General features: G+C 32.1%; 25 protein-coding genes. 11 read left to right on the plus strand and 14 right to left on the minus strand.

Translation table 11 applies throughout. From position 1 onward, the window contains the following. Positions 1–35 precede the first annotated feature (35 nt). The gene (locus C8D80_RS04675; RefSeq protein ID WP_133607857.1) at positions 36–1436 is read left to right on the plus strand and encodes an FAD-binding oxidoreductase; all 1401 of its coding nucleotides are present in this window, start codon (positions 36–38) and stop codon (positions 1434–1436) included. A 1-nt stretch (position 1437) separates the two neighbouring features. Here C8D80_RS04675 and C8D80_RS04680 read toward each other — a convergent pair whose 3' ends face one another. The 7 genes from C8D80_RS04680 to C8D80_RS04710 all read right to left on the minus strand — a co-directional run bounded on the left by C8D80_RS04680 (position 1438) and on the right by C8D80_RS04710 (position 8200). Then, the gene (locus C8D80_RS04680; RefSeq protein ID WP_133607859.1) at positions 1438–1707 is read right to left on the minus strand and encodes a hypothetical protein; all 270 of its coding nucleotides are present in this window, start codon (positions 1705–1707) and stop codon (positions 1438–1440) included. 2 nt (positions 1708–1709) lie between these two features. Beyond that, the gene (locus tag C8D80_RS04685) at positions 1710–2114 is read right to left on the minus strand and encodes a hypothetical protein (RefSeq protein ID WP_133607861.1); all 405 of its coding nucleotides are present in this window, start codon (positions 2112–2114) and stop codon (positions 1710–1712) included. Between the two features lies 1 nt (position 2115). Continuing rightward, positions 2116–2688: a hypothetical protein gene (locus C8D80_RS04690; RefSeq protein ID WP_133607863.1), complete on the minus strand. Its 573-nt coding sequence runs from the start codon at positions 2686–2688 to the stop codon at positions 2116–2118. Between the two features lie 216 nt (positions 2689–2904). After that, a complete protein-coding gene (secA, locus tag C8D80_RS04695; RefSeq protein WP_133607865.1) occupies positions 2905–6261 on the minus strand; it encodes a preprotein translocase subunit SecA in 3357 nt (1118 codons plus the stop codon). 87 nt (positions 6262–6348) lie between these two features. Continuing rightward, positions 6349–6570, minus strand: coding sequence for a DUF2795 domain-containing protein (locus C8D80_RS04700; protein ID WP_002986941.1), 222 nt, complete (start codon positions 6568–6570; stop codon positions 6349–6351). Between the two features lie 167 nt (positions 6571–6737). After that, a complete protein-coding gene (locus C8D80_RS04705; protein ID WP_133607867.1) occupies positions 6738–7307 on the minus strand; it encodes a cob(I)yrinic acid a,c-diamide adenosyltransferase in 570 nt (189 codons plus the stop codon). A 17-nt stretch (positions 7308–7324) separates the two neighbouring features. Continuing rightward, positions 7325–8200: a PPK2 family polyphosphate kinase gene (locus tag C8D80_RS04710; protein WP_133607869.1), complete on the minus strand. Its 876-nt coding sequence runs from the start codon at positions 8198–8200 to the stop codon at positions 7325–7327. Positions 8201–8286: 86 nt separating this feature from the next. Between C8D80_RS04710 and C8D80_RS04715 the strand changes: the two genes are divergently transcribed. The 9 genes from C8D80_RS04715 to C8D80_RS04755 all read left to right on the plus strand — a co-directional run bounded on the left by C8D80_RS04715 (position 8287) and on the right by C8D80_RS04755 (position 14827). Beyond that, positions 8287–9108 carry a DUF6929 family protein gene (locus C8D80_RS04715; protein WP_133607871.1) on the plus strand — a complete coding sequence of 274 codons (822 nt, stop codon included), beginning with the start codon at positions 8287–8289 and terminating at the stop codon, positions 9106–9108. 50 nt (positions 9109–9158) lie between these two features. Next, the gene (locus tag C8D80_RS04720) at positions 9159–10622 is read left to right on the plus strand and encodes a DUF5687 family protein (RefSeq protein ID WP_133607873.1); all 1464 of its coding nucleotides are present in this window, start codon (positions 9159–9161) and stop codon (positions 10620–10622) included. Between the two features lie 20 nt (positions 10623–10642). Continuing rightward, positions 10643–11338: an ABC transporter ATP-binding protein gene (locus C8D80_RS04725; RefSeq protein ID WP_133607875.1), complete on the plus strand. Its 696-nt coding sequence runs from the start codon at positions 10643–10645 to the stop codon at positions 11336–11338. Between the two features lie 126 nt (positions 11339–11464). Then, entirely contained in the window at positions 11465–11998 is a 534-nt protein-coding gene (locus C8D80_RS04730; protein ID WP_133607877.1) for an RNA polymerase sigma factor, read from the plus strand. 2 nt (positions 11999–12000) lie between these two features. After that, positions 12001–12897 carry a hypothetical protein gene (locus tag C8D80_RS04735; protein WP_133607879.1) on the plus strand — a complete coding sequence of 299 codons (897 nt, stop codon included), beginning with the start codon at positions 12001–12003 and terminating at the stop codon, positions 12895–12897. Between the two features lie 8 nt (positions 12898–12905). Further along, a complete protein-coding gene (locus C8D80_RS04740) occupies positions 12906–13238 on the plus strand; it encodes a hypothetical protein (RefSeq protein WP_133607881.1) in 333 nt (110 codons plus the stop codon). Continuing rightward, entirely contained in the window at positions 13228–13569 is a 342-nt protein-coding gene (locus tag C8D80_RS04745; protein WP_133607883.1) for an FEKKY domain-containing protein, read from the plus strand. The genes C8D80_RS04740 and C8D80_RS04745 overlap by 11 nt, the downstream gene beginning before the upstream one ends. A 28-nt stretch (positions 13570–13597) precedes the next feature. After that, positions 13598–14275, plus strand: a complete 678-nt coding sequence (locus C8D80_RS04750; protein WP_211341867.1) for a leucine-rich repeat domain-containing protein — start codon at positions 13598–13600, stop codon at positions 14273–14275. 15 nt (positions 14276–14290) lie between these two features. Then, the gene (locus tag C8D80_RS04755) at positions 14291–14827 is read left to right on the plus strand and encodes a hypothetical protein (protein WP_133607887.1); all 537 of its coding nucleotides are present in this window, start codon (positions 14291–14293) and stop codon (positions 14825–14827) included. Between the two features lie 16 nt (positions 14828–14843). Here the strand turns inward: C8D80_RS04755 and C8D80_RS04760 are convergent, their stop codons facing one another. Both C8D80_RS04760 and C8D80_RS04765 read right to left on the minus strand, forming a co-directional pair. Next, the gene (locus C8D80_RS04760; RefSeq protein ID WP_133607889.1) at positions 14844–17030 is read right to left on the minus strand and encodes a tetratricopeptide repeat-containing hybrid sensor histidine kinase/response regulator; all 2187 of its coding nucleotides are present in this window, start codon (positions 17028–17030) and stop codon (positions 14844–14846) included. 193 nt (positions 17031–17223) lie between these two features. Next, positions 17224–18855: an ABC-F family ATP-binding cassette domain-containing protein gene (locus C8D80_RS04765; protein WP_133607891.1), complete on the minus strand. Its 1632-nt coding sequence runs from the start codon at positions 18853–18855 to the stop codon at positions 17224–17226. A gap of 194 nt (positions 18856–19049) precedes the next feature. Here C8D80_RS04765 and C8D80_RS04770 point away from each other — a divergent pair, with 194 nt between their 5' ends. Next, on the plus strand, positions 19050–21170 hold the full coding sequence (locus tag C8D80_RS04770; RefSeq protein WP_199757201.1) for a M3 family metallopeptidase: 2121 nt from the start codon (positions 19050–19052) through the stop codon (positions 21168–21170). A 55-nt stretch (positions 21171–21225) separates the two neighbouring features. On the opposite strand, the gene C8D80_RS04775 is transcribed toward C8D80_RS04770, so the two are convergent. From C8D80_RS04775 to C8D80_RS04795, 5 genes are all read right to left on the minus strand, one after another. Beyond that, complete coding sequence (locus tag C8D80_RS04775) at positions 21226–21444, minus strand: putative signal transducing protein (RefSeq protein WP_133607893.1); 219 nt, start codon at positions 21442–21444, stop codon at positions 21226–21228. Between the two features lie 13 nt (positions 21445–21457). Then, the gene (locus tag C8D80_RS04780) at positions 21458–22072 is read right to left on the minus strand and encodes a DEAD/DEAH box helicase (RefSeq protein ID WP_133607895.1); all 615 of its coding nucleotides are present in this window, start codon (positions 22070–22072) and stop codon (positions 21458–21460) included. 73 nt (positions 22073–22145) lie between these two features. After that, on the minus strand, positions 22146–23309 hold the full coding sequence (locus C8D80_RS04785) for a sigma-54-dependent transcriptional regulator (protein WP_133607897.1): 1164 nt from the start codon (positions 23307–23309) through the stop codon (positions 22146–22148). A 15-nt stretch (positions 23310–23324) separates the two neighbouring features. Then, a complete protein-coding gene (locus C8D80_RS04790) occupies positions 23325–24623 on the minus strand; it encodes an ABC transporter permease (RefSeq protein WP_133607899.1) in 1299 nt (432 codons plus the stop codon). A gap of 2 nt (positions 24624–24625) precedes the next feature. Further along, the gene (locus C8D80_RS04795) at positions 24626–25546 is read right to left on the minus strand and encodes an ABC transporter ATP-binding protein (protein ID WP_133607901.1); all 921 of its coding nucleotides are present in this window, start codon (positions 25544–25546) and stop codon (positions 24626–24628) included. Positions 25547–25693: the final 147 nt, after the last annotated feature.

The following is a 25693-nucleotide window of genomic DNA, read 5'->3' on the forward strand; positions in this document are numbered from 1 at the left end:
TAAAATTAATTATCTTTACACTTCAATTGTACACTATGAATCCTGAAATATTACTTGCGCTTGAAAACATTGTAGGTTCGGCTTATATTTTTACTGATGAAGCTACTCGTAAAACCTATGGTCACGACGAAACGGAAGATTTGAGTTTTCCGCCTCATGTGGTGGTAAAACCAGCAAATACCGAAGAAGTTGCGCAAATTTTAAGAGTTTCGAATACGTATAAAATTCCGACAACACCAATTGGTGCTCGTACTGGTTTGAGTGGTGGCGCTTTATCTATTTATGGTGGAATTGGAATTTCAATGGAGCGATTCAATCAGATTATTGAAATTGATGAACAAAATTTACAAGTTACAACTCAGCCTGGCGTAATTACGCAAGTTTTACGTGAAGCTGTTGCCGAAAAAGGCTTGTTTTATCCCGTAGATCCAAGTAGTATGGGAAGTTGTTTTATTGGTGGAAATATTGCAGAAAATTCTGGTGGCGCTAGAGCTTTGAAATATGGCGTAACCAAAGATTATGTCCTGAATTTAGAAGTCGTTTTACCAACAGGTGATATCATTTGGACAGGCGCTAATACTTTGAAAAATTCAACGGGTTATAATCTTACGCAATTGATGGTAGGAAGTGAAGGAACTTTGGGCATCGTGACTAAAATTGTATTGAAATTATTACCTCAAAATAAACATAACGTTTTACTTTTGGTTCCGTTTTATAAAGCAGAGCAAGCGTGTGAAGCGGTTTCAGCGATTTTTAGAGCAGGAATTATCCCAAGTGCTTTAGAGTTTATGGAACGCGATGCGATTGATTGGACATTGAAATTTGTCGATGGGTTGAATGTGGAAGTCAAAGATAACGTTCAGGCGCATTTGTTGATTGAAGTAGATGGTAATTATCCTGAAATTTTAATGCAAGAAGCGGAACAAATTTTGGCAGTAGTAGAACAATTTGAAATCGACGAAGTGTTGTTTGCCGATACCGAAGAACAAAAAAATGCACTATGGAAAATGCGTCGCTCTTTAGCGGAAGCGGTAAAAGCAAATTCCATTTATAAAGAAGAAGATACGGTTGTTCCGAGATATGAATTACCAAAATTATTAAAAGGCATCAAGGAAATTGGTTCAAAATATGGTTTTCAATCGGTGTGTTATGGACATGCTGGCGATGGTAATTTACACGTCAACATCATCAAAGGCAACATGACCGATGACAATTGGAAAACCGAAGTTCCAAAAGGTATTCGTGAAATTTTTGAATTAACAGTTGGCTTGAAAGGAACGCTTTCTGGCGAACACGGTATTGGTTTGGTGCAAAAAAACTACATGGATATTGCGTTTTCAAAAGTACATTTGGAATTAATGGAACGCATCAAAGCGATTTTTGACCCAAATAATGTGTTGAATCCTGGGAAAATTTTTCCTGATGGGAATGATTAATCTAATGTTTTGAGAACTTTTTAAAAATCACAAATCCAATTGAACTTCCGACCAAAAAAGAAACAATAAAATTTGTCAAATTTGGTTCGGGATGTCCGTTACTTCCGGGATAAGCTGTAAAGAATAAACTCATGATGTAATTCATTTCATGTGAATGATAATAACATAGATCTGGGATTAACAAATAGTACAACACGGTAAAACTAAAAATTGAAGTAATAAAACCTCCAATAATTATAAATAACCATTTATTAAACTTTGTGTATTTCATTTTTACTTTGAATTCAAAAACTCCACCAAATTCGCATCCGCATTTTTAAACGTTGGCGGTTGCTCGATAATACTGGCTATGCGCTTTTTGTTTAATTTCATAGTGATATCAGCTTCGGTTGTAAACAACAAAGCAGATAAAAAAGGGTTGTTGATGTGCGGAATTAACTCTGCTTCTAAATCGTCTAATTTGCAGATTTTTACCAATTCTTGCTTTTCAGTCGTGTAAATTTTATACGTCATTGACAATTTTAAGATATTGTCTTCTACGATGGTTTTTACGTAAATGTTCTGTAATTCAGGTTTTCCAACGGTTTTAGCTAGCGTTAATTTGGCAAAAGTACCATTCGAAATACTTGCTCTAACTTGGTTAAAAAATTCGGTATAAGTGATGTTATTTTCGTTCATGTTATAAGTCTAAAGCTTTTACAATTTTTTCATCAAAAATCATAGAAAACAATTTGTTGTCCTTGTCTTTATTCAAAAATTTCCATTGCTTTTTAGTTAATTCGTCAGCAACAGCAATTAAGGTTGAACGCATTTCAATACGAAACGTATTTGTTGCTTTATCATAGGTCACTTTTTCAGCATTCATTGACGATTTAAAAATATCTGTCATAGATTCCGCATCGTTCATTGGCTCTTTAAATTTCATAGCCATCACATTATTATGTCCAATAAGACAAAACATTTTACCCTCAATTTTCTTGATTTCTCCAAACGAAAAACCAGGATCTACTTCGACTAATTTGATTGAAAATTGTTCGTTCTCCATCATTTGACCAAACATTGTCTTCATTTGCTCTTGTGGAATAATATCAAATACTTTTGGATAGGTAGTTTCAAAAATGGCATCAAAATTCATATTTACTCCTGCTTTATACGACTTAAGCGCCTCGGTTTTTAAAGACGTCATGTCTTGCGCTAAAACAGCAATAGTTTGAAAAATGAAGAATGCGATGAATAGAATTTTGGTTTTCATTTTGAGTGATTTTAATTTTATCAAAGATAGTTAGTTTTGATGAAACACAAATAAAATTAAACACATAGACACATAAGATTTACTATGTCTTTATTTTTAGGCGTTTCACTTAGCATAATTCACATAGCAAATTAATTAACCTATGTGACTATGTGTTTCAAAAAAAATCCCCAACTACTTTTAGCAATTGAGGATTAGTTTATTTATGTGTTTTAATTATTCGTTAACCAAAACCCATTCGCCAGAAGCAATCATGCTTTCTGCCTTTTTATATTTCATGGTTTCGCTTTTTCCACTCATTACGTGTTTGATAGTAACAGTGTCATTACGATTGATTTTTGGCATTTCTCTTGTAATCGTTTCTGTTACTTGAGGTCTTTGACTTGCCATTTCTCCTGCTCTTCTTGCTTGAGCCGCTGTATCTTCGCTATCTAAATCTTCTTTAGTTTCAGTATAGTTTTCTTTTTGTTGCACTTGCTTAGCTTCTTGAATTTCAGAAGTATTTTGAGAAGGCAAATCTCCTTTGAATAAGAATGAAATTACTTCTTTATTTACATCATCAATCATTTTCTTGAACAAGTTGAACGCTTCGAATTTGTAAATCAACAATGGATCTTTTTGTTCATGAACCGCTAATTGAACCGATTGTTTCAATTCGTCCATTTTGCGTAAGTGTTTTTTCCAAGCTTCATCCACAATAGCTAACGTGATGTTTTTCTCAAAATCAGCCACTAACGAACGTCCTTCTGAAGTATATGCTTTTTCTAAATCGGTAACCACATTTAATGATTTGATTCCGTCAGAGAATGGCACAATAATTCTTTGGTACTGACCATTATTGTTTTCGTAAACATTTTTGATGATTGGATACGCTTCACGAGCATCTCTAGCAATTTTTTCTTCGTAATGAGCTAAAACCGCTTTGTAAACTTTACCAGTGATTTCTCTAACTGATAATTTTGCAAATTCTGATTGTGAAACTGGAGCACTAATTGAAAAATAACGAATTAATTCAAACTCGAAATTCTTGAAATCTTCTGCTAATTTGTTTTGTTCCACTACTAATTCGCAAGTGTCGTACATCATGTTTGCGATATCCACTTTCAAACGTTCTCCGTGTAAAGCGTGACGTCTTCTTTTGTATACTACTTCTCTTTGTGCATTCATTACGTCGTCATATTCTAACAAACGTTTACGAACTCCAAAGTTATTTTCTTCTACTTTTTTCTGTGCTCTTTCGATAGATTTTGTCATCATAGAATGCTGAATTACTTCACCTTCTTTCAAACCAATTCTATCCATAACTTTCGCTACTCTTTCAGAACCAAATAAACGCATTAAGTTATCTTCCAAAGACACGTAGAATTGAGAACTACCTACATCTCCTTGACGACCCGCACGACCACGTAACTGACGGTCCACACGACGCGAATCGTGACGTTCTGTTCCGATAATTGCTAAACCACCTGCTTTTTTCACTTCGTCAGATAATTTAATATCGGTACCACGACCTGCCATATTGGTTGCGATTGTAACTACTCCAGGTTTTCCTGCTTCAGCTACAATTTCTGCTTCACTTTTGTGCATTTTAGCATTCAATACATTGTGTTGAATACCTCTAATTTTTAACATTCGGCTTAATAATTCCGAAATCTCAACTGATGTTGTTCCAATTAATACAGGTCTTCCTGCATTTGATAATTGTACTACATCTTCGATAACTGCGTTGAATTTTTCACGAACGGTTCTATAAATTAAATCGTCTTTATCTTTACGCGCCATTGGACGGTTGGTAGGGATTTCCACTACGTCTAATTTGTAGATTTCCCAGAACTCACCTGCTTCAGTTGACGCAGTTCCTGTCATTCCTCCTAATTTGCTGTACATACGGAAATAATTCTGTAACGTAACGGTTGCAAATGTTTGAGTAGCAGCTTCAATTTTTACATTCTCTTTTGCTTCGATTGCTTGGTGTAAACCATCTGAGTAACGACGACCATCCATGATACGTCCTGTTTGCTCATCTACAATCATTACTTTATTGTCCATGATAACGTATTCGGTATCTTTTTCAAATAAAGTATAAGCTTTTAATAACTGCGTTAACGTGTGAATACGTTCCGATTTTATTGAGAAATCACGGAATAATTCTTCTTTACGTTCTGCAGCTAGTTCTGGCTCTAAATTTTCTCTTTCAATTTGAGCAATTCCTGTCCCAATATCTGGTAAAACAAAGAATTGTGCATCTGTATCTTGTGATAAGAATTGGATTCCGTTATCCGTTAACTCAACTTGATTATTTTTTTCTTCTATAACAAAGTAAAGTGCCTCATCAATTTTTGGCATTTCTCTGTTGTTATCTTGCATGTATTGGTTTTCGGTTTTTTGAAGTAATTGTTTAACTCCTTCTTCCGATAAGAATTTGATTAAAGCTTTGCTTTTTGGTAATGCTCTGTACGAACGTAATAAATTAAATCCAGCGTCTTTATTGTTACCTTCTTTGAATAAACGTTTTGCTTCGGTTAAACAATCTGTAGCTAATTTACGTTGTAAAGTTACTAAGTTATCAACTTTTGGTTTTAACTCATTAAACTCATGGCGATCACCTTGAGGAACTGGTCCAGAAATAATCAATGGCGTTCTAGCATCATCAATTAAAACCGAGTCAACCTCATCGACAATTGCATAATTGTGTTTGCGTTGTACTAAATCTTCTGGAGCATGCGCCATATTATCTCTCAAATAATCGAAACCAAATTCGTTATTTGTTCCATAAGTAATATCTGCTTCGTATGCTTTTCTTCTTTCTGGAGAGTTTGGCTGGTGATTATCAATACAATCCACCGTTAAACCATGAAACTCGAATAAAGGTGCTTTCCATGTACTATCACGTTTTGCTAAGTAGTCATTCACAGTTACTAAATGCACACCGTTTCCGGTTAAGGCATTCAAGTATAATGGTAATGTTGCTACTAATGTTTTTCCTTCTCCTGTTTGCATTTCGGCAATTTTACCTTGATGCAACACAACTCCACCAATTAACTGAACGTCGTAGTGAATCATATCCCAAGTAATAGCTTTACCAGCTGCATTCCAAGAATTGGACCAAGTAGCGTTATCACCTTCAATTGCGATATATGATTTAGTTGCCGATAACTCTCTGTCTTTTGGAGTAGCGGTAACCGTGATTGACGTATTTTCTTTAAAACGACGAGCTGTTTCTTTCACTACTGCAAACGCTTCTGGAAGAATTTCGTTTAATGTTTTCTCAGAAATTTCATAAGCTTCTTTCTCGATTTTGTCGATTTCAGCATAAATATCTTCACGAGCATCAATATCTTGTGTTTGCTCTGCGTCTTGTTTTAAAGAAGCGATTTTTGCATCTTTTTCAGCGCGAGCATTTTTAATTTTAGCTTTGAATTCAGCTGTTTTAGCACGTAATTCATCATGAGACAGTGCTTGTAATGCACTCTCAAAAGATTTTACTTTAGTAATAAGTGGTTGAATCGCTTTTACATCTTTCTCCGACTTGTCTCCCACAAAAGCCTTCAATATTGAATTTATGATACTCATAATTTTTATTTTCTAAATAGGTTTGCAAATATAACCAAAAAAAAAGCCTCAGTAAAGAGACTTGTTTCTGTTGTGTTTATTTATTTTTTAATATTCATCCTCATTCCAAAGATAATCTTCGTCAGTAGGATAATCAGGCCAAATCTCTTCCATTGATTCATAGATTTCTCCTTCGTCTTCTATAGACTGTAAGTTTTCCACTACTTCTAATGGAGCTCCAGTTCTGATAGCATAGTCGATAAGTTCATCTTTGGTTGCTGGCCAAGGCGCATCACTTAAGTATGACGCTAATTCTAATGTCCAATACATCTTTTATCGATTTAAGTTTATGCAAAAATAAATTTATTACCCAATAAGGCAAGTTTTTTTTTACTTTTTTTATTAAAATTTAAGAACGTTTTTTTTTAAGTGCTCAAAACATGACTTTTCATCTCTGTTTTCAGACGTACTGAACACTTAAAACTGATTATCGAACACTATTTTCTAGGAATCCATTGTACTTCATCAGCGTTCAAATCATGGGACAACTTTCGTGCCAACACAAAAAGATAGTCAGAAAGTCGGTTTAGGTACTTAATTACACGTTCGTCTGTCGGTTCTATGTCATTCAAATGTACTGCTAAACGCTCGGCTCTACGGCATACACAGCGTGCAATATGACAATATGACACCGTTGTATGTCCACCTGGCAAAACAAAATGTGTCATTGGTGGTAACGCTTCTTCCATGGTATCGATTTCATTTTCCAAAAATTCGATATCTGATTCCACAATTCCTAGGTTTTGCAAGCGTGGTTGACCGTTTTTAAGGGTTTCTTTTTCAGGTGGTGTGGCTAAAATAGCTCCGACTGTGAATAATCTATCTTGTACCTCAATTAATACATTTTTGTACAAATCGCTCATGTCTTGGTCGCGAATTAATCCGATGTGGGAATTTAATTCATCAACCGTTCCATAACTTTCAATTCTGATATGATGTTTTGGCACACGCGTTCCACCAAACAATGCTGTGGTTCCGGTATCGCCAGTTTTTGTATATACTTTCATTTTTAATATTCTTGAAATTATTTTTTTAATTGTTCACGATACACTTCGATATTCGCTTTTACTTTTGAATCTAATTCGGGTTCGGTAATATCGGTTAGTTTTTCCATCTCTTCCCAAATGGTTTTGGCTACAATATATCTTGCAACACCTTTATCATCAGCTGGAATTATGTACCAAGGCGCAAAATCAGTTGATGTTTTATTGATGGCTTCTTCGTAATATTTCATATAATCTTCCCAACGCTCACGTTCCTTCAAATCACCAGTGCTGAATTTCCAATTGTCTTCTGGATTTTCTAAACGTTTTAGCAAACGTTCTCTTTGTTCGTCTTTACTCATGTGAAAATAGAACTTCAAAATTTTAGTACCGTTTTGAGAAAGGTGCTTTTCGAAATTCACCATTTGTTCCATTCGATTTTCCCAAAATTGAGGTGTAATATCTTCTACTTTTTCAATTCCTGGCAAGTTTTCGAACAAAATATATTCTGGATGTACTCGAGTTACCAATACATTTTCATAATGCGTGCGATTAAAAACAGCAAATTTTCCTTTTTCAGGCAAAGCCAAATAATGACGCCATAAATAATCGTGCTCTAACTCGGTTGAATTGGGTGTTTTAAAACTGTGAACCACTACTCCACGCGGATTAAATTCTTTGAAAACCTCACGAATTAAACTGTCTTTTCCACTGGTATCCATACCTTGCAAGCAAATTAAGAACGCATGACGATTGTGTGCATACATAGCGTCTTGCTTTTTAGACAACTTTTGCTGGATTTTATCTAACGCTAATTCTTCTTGGTCTTTATCAGTATCGATGTCTAATTTCGTAGCAAAATCAGCCAATTTAATAGTTGTTTTTACTTTAAAATCTTCAATATTTATATTTTCCATTTTGCATCGCTTTTTAATAAATGTAAAAATAGTACTTTTATGGGCAATTTCTGACTTAAAAACTTCATAAAGTTATCGGTAAAAATATGGAAAATTTCAAACTTACAAATCTCTTCACTATAAAAGGTATTGCAGCGCCATCTGGCTTGTTGTACTCACAAAATGTTTTATTTGTTATTTCAGATTCGAGTAATTTTTTATACCAATATGACATCGCAAAAAAACTTTTACTAAAATTCCCATTGGTAAAAGACGCTAAAGAAAACATTGAAAAAGTAAACAAACCCGATTTAGAAAGCATCACACAATATGGCAATCAGCTAATTATGTTAGGCTCTGGATCAACAGAAAAAAGAAATTCGATGTTCACTTTAGATTTAGGATCCGATGCTTTACAATCACAAGATTTATCAGCTCTATACCAAAAATTAAAAGATGTTGGTTCGTTTACTGATGACCAATTAAATATTGAAGGTGCGATTTATGCGCATCAAACCATGTTACTTTTTCAAAGAGGCAATTCAAAGAATAGTCAAAATGGCATTTTTATTATTCCAAATCATCAAGAAGACGGTATTCGATTTGTACCGATTTCGCTTCCAACACTAGATAATGTAGAAACCACTTTTACCGATGCAATATTGGTTGGCGATAAAATTTATTTCTTGGCTTGCGCCGAAAACACGGAATCTACTTATGAAGATGGCGAAGTCTTAGGAACCATTTTAGGAATCATGCACGCGCCAACATTTGAAATTATAGATGTTCAATTATTATCGGAACATCAAAAATTTGAAGGTATCACACTTTATAATGAAACAGAAACCGAATTAGAATTTTTACTTTGCGAAGACAATGATACCGAGAATTTAGAAGCTGAAATTTATAAGTTGAACTTTCAGAAATAAATTCGTAACGTTTGATAAGAAAATACTACAAATAAGAAACCAAAAAAATTATGATTAAACATTTTCTTACTCTCGAATGGAAATCTTTTGTTCGGTCGGCATCGTTTAAAACCAATTTGGCTTTTAAAATTTTCATGGCGCTAATATTCTTATATTTTGCTGCGATGTTTGTTTTTGCTGGTATTGGAGCCTTTTACGGAATAAAAAAAGCTGGCTTAGAACCTTTACAAACGGTAAATAAGTTTATGATTTATTATCTTTTTGCCGATATGATGATGCGCTATTTTTTTCAAAAAATTCCAACATTAACAATTAGACCGTTGCTAGTTTTACCAATCAAGAAAAACACAATTGTACATTTTTCTTTAGGCAAAACGGTTTTAAACTATTTTAATACGACACATGCTTTCTTTTTTATCCCATTTAGTATTATTTTACTGATAAATGGATATAGTATATTAGGCGTAATTACTTGGCATTTAGGAATTTTGACCGTAATATTATTCATCAATTTCTTGAATATTTTAATCAACAATAAAGATGTTATCTTCGGAATTGTAGCTACAATTGTTATCGGATTAATTGCTTCTCAATATTATAAATTATTTGATATTACTATTTATACACAACCTTTCTTTCAAGGTTTGTATGAGCATGTTTGGATGGTTTTACTTCCAATTTTTGCCTTAGTAATCATCTATTATTTCACATTTAATTTCTTCAAAAAAGATTTAACGTTAGATGAAAGATTACATATTAAAAAGAGCTTAGCTACATCAAACGACTTAACTTGGTTGAATCAGTTTGGAACTTTAGGAACTTTCTTAAAAAACGACATTAAACTATTAATGCGAAATAAACGAGCAAAAACAACTTTATACATGAGTTTATTTTTCTTGTTTTATGGCTTGATATTTTTTCCACAAGAAATTTATAAAAATTCAGTGATGCAAGCCTTTGCCGCGGTTTTTGTAACTGGTGGATTCCTAATTAATTTCGGACAGTTTGTACCAAGTTGGGACAGTTCTTATTATCAACTCATGATGACACAAAGTATTTCGTACAAAGAATATTTGAATTCTAAATGGTGGCTAATGGTTATTGGAACAGCAATTAGCATGCTTTTAGCTTCCTTTTATATTTTCTTTGGATGGGATGTTTATATTACAATATTGGCTGTTGGCATTTACAACATTGGATTTAATTCTTTTTTAGTATTGTTCACAGGCGCTTACACTAGAACGGCAATAGATTTAGAATCAGCAAAAGGAGCTTTTGGAGATAAAAAAGCGTTCAATGTAAAAACCTTATTATTTTCATTACCACAAATGATTATTCCAATTTTACTTTTTGGAGTCGGACTTTTGGTAGACAATCTTTATATTGGAATAGCATTAATTGCCGTTTTTGGACTTTTAGGATTGCTTTTCAAATCGAGACTATTCATGCTTATTGAAAAAATATTTCAGAAAGAAAAATACAATGCTATTGTGGCTTACAAACAAAAAAATTAATTTAAATCCAATAAATTATCATGATACAAGTAAACAATCTTACCAAAAAATATAACGCTACAACTGTTTTAAATATTCAAGAATTACAAATTCCTAAAGGACAAAGTTTTGGTTTAGTAGGAAATAATGGTGCGGGAAAAACAACTTTTTTTAGTTTATTATTAGACTTAATCGAACCAACTACTGGAGGAATTATCAATCACAATATAGAAGTAAACACAAGCGAAAATTGGAAAAACTTTACAGGCGCTTTTTTAGATGAAAGTTTCTTGATTGGTTATTTAACTGCCGAAGAATATTTTTATTTTATTGGTGAATTACGCGGTCAAAACAAAGCTGATGTTGACGCTTTACTGAAAAAATATGAAGAATTTTTCAATAACGAAATTCTAAATACCAAAAAATATCTTCGCGATTTATCTAAAGGAAATATGAAGAAAGTGGGCATTATTGCTACTTTAATTGGAAATCCAGAAGTAGTGATTTTAGATGAACCATTTGCAAATTTAGATCCAACAACGGTAAACCGATTAAAGAAAATTGTAAAAGAATTAGCCGAAAATCCAGATGTTACCGTTTTAATCTCAAGTCACGATTTAATTCACACTGTAGAAGTTTGTAACCGAATTGTAGCTTTAAATAAGGGTGAAGTAGTTAAAGACATCAACACCTCAGAAGAAACATTGAAAGAATTAGAAGCGTTTTTCGCAGTGTAACACTGTATTATTTCATACTTTTATAATCGCAAGTTTCATCGCTTGCGATTTTTTTTTAAAAATATTTTAAAGGCGTCCCAACCTTTTCCCAACTTTTCTACTCTATATAAAAAAGCAAGTTTACCAATGGATGTAAAACACATACAAGGCTGCCGAAAACAACACCGCGAAGCGCAACGCTTGGTGTATGAAACTATGGCACCCAAACTCTATCGTTTGTGTAAACGGTATTTAAAAAAAGAGGAAGAAATTGAAGAAGTATTGGCCGATGCTTTTTTTACAATATTTACAAAAATAGAACAACTAAAAGAGGATTTAGCTTTTGAAGCTTGGGCGCGAAAAATAACGGTTAACAATTGCCTTTTACAAATTAAAAAGAACATCAACTTTAATTTGTACTTGGAAGATGTGAGCTACAATTCGCAACCCTTGGCAGATGAAGTCACCGATTTAGAAGAAGAAGATTTGCTCAATTTACTGAATTACATTCCCGATGGATGCCAAACGATTTTTAATTTGTTTGTGATTGAAGGCTATTCACACAAAGAAATCGCAGAGCAACTGGGCATTAGCGAAGGAACATCAAAATCGCAATTGAATGCGGCGAAAAGTAAATTAAAAGAATTGGTAAGAACTTTTTATTATCAAAAAGCAAAATAGTCATGGGAACAGAAGAAAAATTATATAAAAAAATTCAACAAGCTGCCGAAAAATCCGAGCAAAAAGACTTTCCAGGAATGGAGAAGATTTGGGCACGCGTTGAAGATAAGTTGGAAACACAAACGCTTCAAAAAGAGAAACATTTGTGGAAAAAATTAGCGGTAGCTGCATCAATTGTTTTAGTGGGAACATTAGCCTTTTTCTTACTGCAAGAAAAAGAAAATGTAATAATTCCAGAAAATACGATTACAACGATTGATTCATCAAAAAATACCATTCCAACACCAGAATCGGCGAATGGTTTTGTAAACACAACTCCTGAAATTAAAAAAGAAGCGGAGCAAATTTTACAACAACAAATCGTAATTCAAAACAACATTGTGATTAACGATACAATCAATTACAAATCGAAAAAAGAAGTTCTACTTTCTGCTCCTATTGCTATGGAAGAAGTTCAAGAAATGGCAAAAACGAGTTTAGTTCCGAGTTACAATAATAGTATGTCTAATTCAGCATCAATAAATAATTCAGGCTATTTAGCAAAAGGGAAACGTTATGATATTACAATGAATTCAGCAGAAAAAACTCAAGAAAAAGATAAAAAAACAGCAAATGATGATTTAGTTTTGGTAGATGGAGAATTAACCAAAGAATCCCTTTCTAATTTAAATCCTGATGACATAGATTCAATTATTGAGCTAAAAGAACCTATTTATTTTATTAACGGAGTGGAGTATTCAGAAGAATCGTTATTTGGGAAAAATCCAACAAGTCCGTATGCGCCTTTGAGTAAACAAAAAATAGAAAAAATTGAAGTCATCCAACCTGTAGATGCTGTAAAAATTTATGGTAAAAAAGGAGAAAAAGGAGTTGTGATTATTTCGATTAAAAAAAACTAAATCTAATTATGAAAAGGCAATTAACAATACTCTTATTTCTATATTTTGTGACTTCAAATATATGTTACAGTCAAGAAACAATTATAACAAAACCAAGAAAGTCAGTAACGGCAATCAAAGCTGAAAAACCATTAATTGTAGTAAATGATTCCATTTTAAGATATGAAGTTATGGAACACTTGAATCCGAACGATATCGAATCTGTAACGGTCTTGAAAGATAAAAAAGCAATGGAATTATATGGCGAAAAAGGAAAGTTTGGAGTTATTAAAATAACTACTAAAAATATTTCAAAAAGAAAACTAAGAAAAATTTATAAAGAATTTAAACATGAACTTTAAATTAACAATCATAGCATTATTTTTCTCCTTTGCACTTCATGCACAAGAGAAAAAACAAAATGAAACAATGAAAATCGAAATCAATTCAAATACCAAAACCATTTATGTCTTAGGCGGAATTGCTTCTGTAATCACCAAAGAAGATTTAGCTTTTGCTAAAAAATACAATATTCAATTTCACGATTTTGGTTGCATTGCTCCTACCAATTTTAAGGAATATGAAACTAAAAATGAATTGGTTTTTGAATATCTAAACAAAATTTATGGAAAGCAATGGCAAAAAGAAATTAAGCAAAGTGTTATGGGTTTTGAGAAGTGGAAGAAAAAATAAGTTTTGGAATGAAATTTGAGATAAATACTTGCAAAATAACATTATGAGAATAGTACTAATCTTACTCGCTTCATTATTAATTTCATGTAATAAGGAAATTGAAATAAAAACTAATTTACCTCAACAAGAAAAAGAGAAAAGTGTTTCTGAAATTTTATCAAATCTAAGCAAAACTGATACCATACTAAAATTAGATTTATCCTATAAAAAATTAGACTCACTTCCTGATTTATCTAAGTTTAAAATTATTTCATTGGATTTATCACACAATAATTTAGATACAATACCACTTAGTAAATTACCTTTGACATTGAGAAAATTGAAATGTACAAATAACACTTTACGAAACTTCTATGTTTTTAACAGCAAAAATTCATTCTTTGGAAAAAAGGAAAAAGAAATAAAAAATAATACCTCCATTAATTTTGAAGAAATTGATATGTCAAATAATAAATTAAAGTTCTTCTCTTATAGTTTTTTTGATAATAAATCAAACCTAAGAAAGATAGTCCTTTCAAACAATTTAATTGAAAATATTCATTTACATGACAATATCCATTATTTAGACATTTCAAATAATCCAAATATTAATTCCGAAGTTTTATTCGCTGTTGAAAAAATTGACACTTTAATACAAACTAACAATCCAAAGAAATTAAAAACTAAACGAATTCCTCGACCAACAAAACCAATTATTTGTTTTTAAATTAATTTAAACCTTATGAATAAAATCATCGTATTACTTCTACTTTTCCAACTATCAAGTTGTAAAACTTATACGAAATTCAATAGTAATGAATTAAGTCAATCTGACACTATTTATTATCTTGATTTATCAAATAGAAATTTAAAAACACAACCCGATTTATCAAAATTCACCATTATAGAGCTTAATATTTCCAAAAATAGAATAGCTACTTTTGATGAAAACAAACTTCCAAAAGGAATTCAAAAACTAAATTTTAGTTACAATAGAATTTCAAAAAAAGTTATTTTTAATAATGTAAGAAATCTTGAATCAGTTAATTTTTCAAATAATAAAATTGAATCTTTTTATTATACAAATGGGATTGTAAAAAACTTAAATTTATCAAACAATAAACTAGTTTCTATTCAAATGCCATTGTATGATGATGTAAGAGCTGATACTTTAAATGTAGCTAATAACAAGCAATTAAAAACATCCAAGATAAACAACATTGGTTTTCCTAGATTTTATAAAACTCTAATTAATTATAGTATTTCAACAAAGAACTAGATAGCATTATCTTTAATTAAATATACCTAGAAATCACATTTTCTAAATCGGAATATTCAAATGGTTTTACCAAGACATCGGTAAGACCATTTTTCTTTTCCAGAATTTCTTTTAGAATATTTTCTTTGTCAGAAGCAGTTAAAGCAATGATAGGCGTTTTAATTCCAAGATTTCTCATCTTAATAGAAGCTTCAATTCCGTTCATAACCGGCATGTTGATATCCATTAAAATAATGTCAAAAGTATTTTGTTCCACTAATTGAAGTGCTTCTAATCCGTTTTCTGCCATTTGGTAGCTGTGACCATTTTTCTCTAGCAGTTTTTTAGTCACCATTTGATTGATTTTATTGTCTTCTACCACTAAAATATTCAAGTTCTTTAACTTTTTCTGAGAATGAGTTTTTAGTTGGTCAGAAGCCACAATTTCATCAGCAGGAATATGAGGAAACATAACTGTAAACTTACTGCCTTCATTAATTTTACTTTCAACTGAAATGCTACCTTTGAACAGTTCAACCAAACGTTTTACAATAGATAATCCAAGTCCTGTTCCTTTGTATTGTTCTTGCAAATTCACATCAACCTGAACAAATTTTTCAAAAATCTTATCAATGTATTCTTCTGGAATTCCAATTCCTGTATCTAAAACCTCTAATTTCAAAAACGAATTATCATTTACCTTGTCTAAAGACAAACTAATGGTAACTTTTCCTTTTTTAGTGAATTTTAATGAATTGCTAGCTAAATTGATTAAAATTTGAGAAAATCGAGTTAAATCAGTTTTAATGTATTGCGGAACATCATCAGCAATTGAAACAATAATCTCGTTTTTATTAGACTTCGCAATCACATTCATTGATTCTTTTATGTGGCCAATCTCTTCTCTAACATTAATGTTCTCATAATTAAATTCAATATCATTATCTTCAATTTTATACACGTTTAAAACATCGTTAATCAAAGTTAAAAGATAGTGAGAAGAAAATTTTAAAGCATTAAAATACGGACTCTTTTTAATTTCTTTGTGTTCGCTTTCTAAAATTTCAGCCATTCCAATTACGCCATACAAAGGTGTTCGCAATTCATGACTCACATTAGATAAAAACTGAGTTTTCAATCGGGTTGCCTCTTCTGATTTTTCTCGAGCAACTTGCAATTGAAAATTATAATCAGACAATTTTTTACTTAAATTTCTATAATTTACAAATCCTTTGAAAATAAAAATCAAAAACACTATTACAAATCCAAGAAACCACAAAACGACTTTATTAAAACGACTTGAAGCTTTCATCTTTTGCTCCTGAATCCTTTTCTCTGTTTCAATTTGTTGCACTTTATATTTATATTCAAGTGCTTCAATATCGCCACCCGCCATTTTTATTTCTATATTTCTTTCCTTACTAAAAAGTTCATCTTGTAATTGATCGTGCTTTTCTAAATAATAAAGCGCTTGTTCTGTTTTCTTATTTTTTTTATAAAATGCATAAATCATGGCATAAATGTCCATTTGATGTGATTTATGATATTCAAACTCCTGATGTTGAAAATCGGAAATACATTTTAAATAATTTTTTTCGGCATTAACAAAATCGCCTTTTATTTCATAATAATATCCCATTAACGAATAATACGACATTCCCATTTCGTAATCATCCGGCGACATTTTTTTTTCTACTAATTGCAGATAATATTTCCCTTTGTCAAATTCATTTAATTCTAAATATACATCAGCTAAATTAATTTCTGCAAAAGCGATATCTCTTGGTGCATCTAACCTCTTGGATAATTCATATGATTTTTGGTAGTAATAAAGTCCTTTTTTAGAATCTTTCAGTCTGAAATAATAGAGATTCCCAATGTTATTATACAAGTAATTTTCTATCGTATCATTTTTGGCTAATTGAGCATAAGAAACTCCAGAATTATAATATTGAATGGATTTTTTTAGATCACCAAATTCTTCAAAATTTAACCCAATGATATTATAAGAAGCCGCAGCCATGTCGTACTTATTTCTCTTTAAAGCATATTCTAGAAGTTGTTGCGAATACAATAAAGATTCGCTACATTTCAAATCGTTTAGTCCTTTTAAAGCTTTATCATACAAACCTCTTGCATACTTATCTTTATAACCAATTCCTTGTCCAAAGGACAGTTGGAAGAAGAATAGCAAACAAAAAAATACAATAGCTTTTTTAAACATTTTTAATCAAGAGAGATTTGTTAAATTTTAGGCTAAAAATGAAATAAATATTTGGGTAAGTACACAAATTTAAAATTTTTATTGAATTGACCAAGAAATATGTCAGAATATTAATAAAAAGATAAACTGAAACAATACGTTTTAAAACAAAAAAGCTCCATTTAAAGAGCTTTTTATTATTAATTTAAAAATCTTATTTCTCAATCTCTTTCAAAGAATCCATTTTCTTATGAGCTAAGAATCCTTTAATATCTTCAAAATGTTCTTTTACTCGTTTGTGTCCAAATTCGAATACTTTTTCAGCTAAACCGTCTAAGAAATCACGATCGTGAGATACTAAGATTAAAGTTCCGTCAAAATCACGTAAAGCATCTTTGATGATGTCTTTGGTTTTCATATCTAAGTGATTCGTTGGCTCATCCAGAATCAGAACATTCACTGGTTCTAATAATAATTTAATCATAGCCAAACGCGTTTTTTCTCCTCCAGAAAGCACTTTTACTTTCTTTTGAATATCGTCTCCTTTGAACATGAACGCGCCTAATAAATCTTTGATTTTCGTACGTACATCACCAACAGCAATTTGGTCAATCGTTTCAAAAATGGTCATTTCTCCATCTAACAATGAGGCTTGGTTTTGTGCAAAATACCCAATTTGAGCATTGTGCCCTACTTCTAACTTTCCTTCAAAATCAATTTCGCCCATAATCGCTTTAATCATGGTTGATTTTCCTTCTCCATTTTTCCCAACTAAAGCTACTTTTTGACCACGCTCGATAACCATATTGGCATCTTTGAACACCACATGATCACCATACGTTTTTGATAAACCTTCTACAACAACTGGATATTGCCCAGAACGTGGTGAAGGTGGAAATTTTAATTTCAATGCCGAAGTGTCAATTTCGTCAACTTCAATTGGAACAATTTTTTCCAACATTTTTACACGCGATTGAACCGATTCTGTTTTTGAGAAAGTTCCTCTAAAACGATCAATAAATGCTTGATTTTCTGCTATGAATTTTTGTTGTTCGTCGTAAGCTTTTTGTTGGTGAATTCTTCTATCTTTTCGCAATTCTAAATATTCAGAATATACGGCTTTGTAATCGTAAATTCGCCCCATTGTAACTTCAATAGTACGATTGGTAATATTATCAACAAAGGTTTTATCGTGGGAAATTACCATAACCGCTTTTGCCTGATTGATTAAGAAATCCTCTAACCATTGAATACTTTCGATATCCATGTGATTCGTAGGCTCATCTAACAAAATTAAATCGGGTTTTTTCAAAAGGATTTTTGCTAATTCAATTCGCATTCTCCAACCTCCAGAAAATTCGGAAGTTTGTCTCGTAAAATCTTCACGTTCAAAACCTAAACCTTTTAATACTTTTTCAACTTCCGCTTCATAATTTACTTCTTCAATCGAATAGAATTTTTCAGATAATTCTGAAACGCGTTCAATCAATTTCATGTACTCATCACTTTCATAATCGGTACGAATCGTTAATTGCTCATTGATATCGTCAATTTCTTTCTTCATGTTCAATACATCAGCAAACGCTTTTGATGTTTCTTCCATCACGGTACAATCATCAGAAGTTAGCAAATGCTGTGGTAAATAAGCAATTACAGCATCACTTGGCGCCGAAATTACACCACGAGTAGGTTTGTTTTCTCCGGCAACAATTTTTAAAAGCGTAGATTTTCCTGCACCATTTTTACCCATTAAGGCAATCTTATCATTTTCATTAATGGCAAAAGTTACTTCGCTAAAAAGAGTGGTTCCGCCAAATTCTACGGCGATGTCGTTTACTGTAATCATTTTTTAAAGTAAAAAGTTATAAGTAAAAAGTTAAAAGTAAAAAGTTAAAAGTCTTTTTACTGAAATTTTTGAAGGTGCAAAGATAACTTTAAAATTCAGATTTTGGAATGCTGTAAACACATTTCATAAAATATAGTTAAGTTTTAGTCATACCAATAGAAATCTACTATTTTTACGTTTTAAAATTCACTAAAATGAAAATCAAAACTTTACTTTTATTTTCAGCATTAACAGGTGCTGTTTCCATGCATTCACAAGATAAAAACAAAACTATTATGAATCCGTTTTTTGAAACGTATACCACGCCTTATCAAGTTCCTCCATTTGATTTAATTAAAAATGAACATTTTAAACCTGCCATTCTAGAGGGAATCAAAAAACAAGAAGCTGAAATCAATTCGATTATTTCGAACAAAGAAAAACCAACGTTTGACAACACGGTTTTAGCTATGGAAAACTCGGGAAAATTATTAGCAAGAGTTAGTACTGTGTTCTATAATTTAAATAGTGCGAATACCAACGAAGAAATTCAGGCGATTGCAAAAGAATTAGCTCCAAAATTATCAGCACACAATGATAATATATATTTGAATGATGCTTTATTTAAAAGAGTAAAAGTCGTTTGGGACAACCAAAAGAATTTCAAATTGAACAAAGAACAAGCTAAAATCTTAGAAAATTTGTATAAAAACTTCGTACGAAGCGGTGCCAACCTTTCAGAAGAAAACAAAAAACGATTGAGAGAAATCAACTCTGAAATGGCTGTTGCTACTTTAAAATACGGACAAAATATTCTAGCCGAAACGAATTCGTACGAATTAGTAATTTCTGATAAAACCGATTTATCGGGATTACCAAACGAACTTATTGAAACCGCAGCTGCTGATGCAAAAGCAAAAGGAAAAGCTGGAAAATGGGTATTTACTTTATCAAATTCAAGTGTGATGCCATTTTTACAATACAGTTCAAATAGAAAATTACGTCAGGAAATTTGGAATGCTTACCAAATGAGAGCTAACAATGGAAACGACAAAGACAACAAATCATTAGCAATCAAAATTGCAAATTTAAGAGGCGAAAAAGCACGTCTTTTAGGATATGCTACTCATGCTGATTATGTCTTGGAAAAATCGATGGCTAAAAATCCAGAAACAGCTAACAAATTATTGAATGATTTATGGATTCCAGCTTTAAATATGGCAAATAAAGAAGCTGCTGATATTCAAAAAATGATGCAAAAAGAAGGTATTAATGAACCTGTTCAACCTTATGACTGGAGATATTATACCGAAAAAATCAGAAAAGAACGTTTTGATTTAGACGAACAAGAAATGAAACCTTATTTCAGTTTGGAAAAAACAAGAGAAGGTGTTTTTACCGTTTGTAAAAATTTATATGGATTACAATTCAAACAGTTAAACAATGTTCCAAAATACCACGAAGACGTTACCGTTTGGGAAGTAACAGAAGCTAACGGAAGTCACGTTGGAATTTTATACATGGATTTTCACCCAAGAACTTCAAAAAGAGGTGGCGCTTGGATGACTTCATACCGAACTCAAAAAATGGAAAACGGAAAACGTGTAGCTCCTGTAGTTTCTATTGTATGTAATTTCACAAAACCAACAGAAAATGCTCCAGCTTTATTAACTTTCGATGAAGTGAGTACATTTTTCCATGAATTTGGACACGCTTTACACGGATTATTATCAAATGTTACTTATGAAAGTTTAGCAGGAACAAGTGTTCCAAGAGATTTTGTTGAATTACCATCGCAAATTATGGAAAACTGGGCTGCCGAACCAGAAGTAATGAAAATGTATGCAAAACATTATAAAACAGGCGAAGTGATTCCAAATGCGTTGATTGAAAAAATGCAAAAGGCTGGAACATTTGATCAAGGGTTTGTTACTACAGAATATTTAGCGGCTTCACTTTTAGATATGCAATATCACACTCAAAAAGGAAACATTACTATTGATGCTGAAACGTTTGAGAAAGAAGCAATGAACAAAATTAATTTACCAAGCACAATTATTCCTAGATACAGAAGTACGTATTTCAACCACATTTTTGCTGGAGGTTATTCGGCTGGATATTATAGTTATATTTGGTCAGGCGTATTAGATACCGATGCTTTTGAAGTTTTTAAAATTAATGGATTATTCAATTCAGATTATGCAAAATCGTTTAGAAAAAACGTTTTAGAAAAAGGTGGAACTGAAGATCCAATGGAATTATACAAAAGCTTCAAAGGTGCAGAACCAAGTGTGGAACCACTGTTAAGAAAAAGAGGTTTAGACCAAGTAAAATAAAACCAAAAAGCTCCTGAATTTTCAGGAGCTTTGTTTTTTAATATATTGAGGAAGTTTACAAACTCATCCTAAATTCCTCTAAAACTGGACTGATTTTTCCATAATAACGTTCGTCTACAAATAATTCTACTGCTAAATCAGAAGAACCAAATCCAGCCATACGAGCCGATTGTAAGTTATCCTTTTTTACTACTTCAACTCCAACAGCTTCTATTTTTTGTTTCAATGCTTCAGCAAGAATTTCACTTCCCGAAAATACTTTCATTATTCCCATAACTATCTATAATTTATTCTTCTGATTCGAAGAAAAGTGGCTCAATCATTATTCTATCAGCTAAAATTTCTACTCTTTCAGTAATTTGAGAACAGAAGAATAAACGCTGTGTTTTTTCAGCACTCATTGACAGCCTTTGTATAATTGAATCTTCGCGTTTACGCAACATTTCTTCTACATCATCCACCACAAACATTTTAATGGTGTTCATATTAAATCCTGCTGATGAAAACATTTCATTTATACGAATTGGCGTTCCAATTAAGACGTCCATTCCTAATGAAATTTGGTTTTTATCGTAATCCATATCGCCTTTTTCATGCACTCCAAAAACACGTAAATTTGTGTAATGGTTTAGTTTTTTGAATTGCTCAACAGCTTCCAAAACTTTTTCTTTATCCTGAACCAAAACCAGAGCACGTGTACTTTCACCCACTGGTTTTTCCATTCTTTGAATTACATTCAATAAAATTGTAGTGGTTTTTCCAGAACCGTTTGGCGATTGAATAACCGCATCAACACCACTTTTAATGGTTGAAAATGTTTCTTGTTGTAACTCATTCGCTTCAATAAAGTCGTTTTCAATTAACGCTTTCTGAAGGTTGGGGTTTATTTTTTTTAATTGCATTTTTTATAGCTGTAAGCCATAAGCGATAAGCCATAAGCAACTTAATGCCTTTGCCTAATGCTTAAAGCATTATTTATTTACTCGCAAATAATTGCACGTCTTGTTCCGAAATTTCGCTTCCTCCTAAAATAATTAGACGTTCTACCACATTTCGTAACTCACGGATATTTCCGGTCCAATCGTATTCTTGTAATAGTTTTATAGCTGACTTGGAAAAACTTTTCACAGCATTTCCTTGTTCTGAAGCAATTTTAGAAGCAAAATGCTCTATTAACTCTGGAATATCATCTCTTCTATCATTTAAAGCCGGAACTTTGATTAAAATTACTGCTAAACGATGATATAAATCTTCTCTGAATCTTCCTTCTTCAATTTCCTTTTTTAAATCTTTATTGGTAGCTGCAACCACACGAACATTTACTTTAATGTCTTTGTCTGCTCCTACTCTTTGAATTAAATTTTCTTGTAACGCACGTAAAACTTTAGCCTGAGCAGACAAACTCATATCGCCAATCTCATCTAAGAAAATAGTTCCGCCATCAGCCGCTTCGAATTTTCCAGCTCTGTCTTTTACAGCTGAAGTAAAAGCGCCTTTAACGTGACCAAATAATTCACTTTCAATCAATTCTGACGGAATAGCAGCACAGTTTACTTCTATTATAGGAGCAGATGAACGCTCGCTTCTTTCATGTAATTGATGCGCAACTAATTCTTTTCCAGTTCCGTTTGGACCTGTGATTAAAACTCGGGCATCAGTTGGGGCGACTTTATCAATCATCGTTTTAATATGATTGATGGCTTCGCTATTTCCTATCATTTCATAGTTTTTAGAGACTTTCTTTTTCAAGATTTTGTTCTCTACTACTAATTGTTTTTTATCTAATGCATTTCGAACCGTATTTAATAGACGATTTAAATCGGGTGGTTTTGAAATGTAATCAAACGCACCTAAACGCATGGTATTAATTGCTGTTTCCAAATCGCCATGACCAGAAATCATGACCATTGGAATTTCAGGTTTGATTTTTTTTACGGCTTCTAACACCTCAACACCGTCCATTTTTGGCATTTTGATGTCACATAGAATTAAGTCATAATCTTCATTTTTGACTTTTTCAATTCCTTGCAAACCGTCTTCCGCTTCTTCAACTTTGTACGAATCATTTTCTTCGGAAAGTATTTTAGTCAATACTCTTCGAATAGCTGCTTCGTCTTCTATGATAAGGATTTTACTCATTATTATGTGTTGGCTTTAATATTTCAACCATTTATATAATTCTTTCCAAGTTGGTTTTTTTCCGTACATTAAAATACCTACTCGGTAGATTTTTGCCGCAAACCAGACTACAAAGATAAACGTTCCGTACAATAAAACTACAGAAAGTGCTAATTGCCATAATGGCACTCCAAAAGGAATACGCATTAGCATTACAATTGGCGATGTTAATGGTATTAAAGAGAAGACAACTGCTACTGTTCCGTGAGGATCATTCATAACCGTTAAAAACCCAACATAAACCGCTAACATTAATGGCATTATGATTGGCATTAAAAACTGTTGCGAATCGGTTTCTGAATCTACTGCAGCACCAATAGCGGCATAAAACGAACTGTATAAAAAGTAACCTCCAATGAAGAAAACTACAAATGAAATTAAAATTGAAGCCACTGGGATTTCGTTCATATATAAATGAATTTGATCCATGAAATTTGTTGCTACTTCTGCTTGTTCGGCTGTAATTTGCGATGTAGCCACCGCTTCTTGATTGCCTCCAATAAAGAAAGAAGCACCAATCATGATAGCACCGCCAAGTACAATCCAAATTAAAAATTGTAAAATTCCAGCTAATGATGTTCCAATGATTTTACCCATCATTAATTTGAAGGGTTTTACCGAAGAAATGATAATTTCGATAATACGATTCGTTTTTTCTTCAATTACACTTCGCATTACCATGTTTCCGTAGATAATGATAAACATCATGATTAAATATCCGAAAGCGAAACCAATAGCAATTTTAATTTCATTTAAGAATTTTAATCCATCTTCACCAGAAAATTTTGCAAACTGAACTTCCGATTTGATTTTAGCTTTTTCAATAGTATCAGCATTTAATCCTAACTTTTCTAAATTTTCTTTGTTTAACTTGGCATCGATAGTTCTTTGCAAAGCCATTAAGAAATCCATTTTTGGACTATCATCTGAAATATAAGTCGTTTTAGTGGCTAATTCTTCAATATTTTTCACTTCTGGAACATAAATTAATCCTTCAAATGCATTACTTGAAGAATCTTTTGCCTTATCATATGACAAATTAGAAAGATTCACATATTTAATATCTTCTGAATCTTTAAAATCGTTAACAAACACACTGGCTCTATCGTGAACTCCAATTGTTTTTACTTCGCCTTTATTTACACTGGATAAATAAGCAATAAAAAAGGTCATTCCCACAATCAATAACGGACCTAAAAAAGTCATTACGATAAATGATTTATTGCGCACTTTTGCAATAAATTCTCTTTTGATAATTAAAGATAATACGCTCATAATTATTGACTAACGGTTTGAATGAATATATCGTTTACACTTGGAATTTTCTCAACAAAATGTGTCACTTGACCAAATTGAGTTAGGATTGAAAGTAATTCGTTTGAATTGTACTGCCCTAAATGCACTTCTAATTTTAAATCATCGTTTAGCGATTTGAAATTGGTTTGATTTAAAGTGAATTTATGTGTTAGTTGCAACATTAAACCTTCAATATTATTAGTAACGATTCCCACTTGGAACGTATTCGTACGGTGTTGGCGTTTTACATCTTCTAACTTTCCTTCGATTAATTTATTCGATTTGTGAATTAATGCAATGTAATCGCACATTTCTTCTACTGACTCCATTCGGTGAGTAGAGAAAATTACAGATGTTCCTTTTTTATTTAATTCGATGATTTCGTCTTTAATTAAATTCGCATTAACTGGGTCGAAACCTGAGAACGGCTCATCTAAAATCAACAATTTAGGATTATGCAATACGGTAACCACAAACTGAATTTTTTGCGCCATTCCTTTTGAAAGTTCCTGAATTTTCTTGTCCCACCAACCTTGAATTTCTAATTTTTCAAACCAGTACTTCAATTGTTTTTTAGCCTCAGCTTCTGGCATTCCTTTAAGTTGAGCCAAATACAAACACTGCTCGCCTACTTTCATGGTTTTGTACAAACCGCGTTCTTCGGGCATATAACCAATATATTGTACATGTTCAGGCTTTAACTTTTCTCCATCTAAAAGCACCACACCACTATCTGGCATGGTAATTTGATTAATGATACGAATAAGCGATGTTTTTCCGGCACCATTTGGACCTAAAAGTCCGTAGATACTTCCTTTAGGAACTTGTAGCGAAACATTATTAAGTGCCGTATAATTGCCATATTGTTTAACTACATTTTGTACTTCGAGAATATTGCTCATAAATTGAGTGATTTTGTTTATTTATTAGTAGCAAAAAGTGGAATTTGTTACAAAAAAAACCCACCCTTTATTGCTAAAGGATGGGAAAAATTGCTATGAAAAAGAAAAACTCACTCTCCTAAGAAAGTGAGTTTCAAATGTATTAAT

Origin of the sequence: Flavobacterium cheniae (assembly GCF_004363695.1) — a bacterium.
Taxonomy (GTDB): domain Bacteria; phylum Bacteroidota; class Bacteroidia; order Flavobacteriales; family Flavobacteriaceae; genus Flavobacterium; species Flavobacterium cheniae.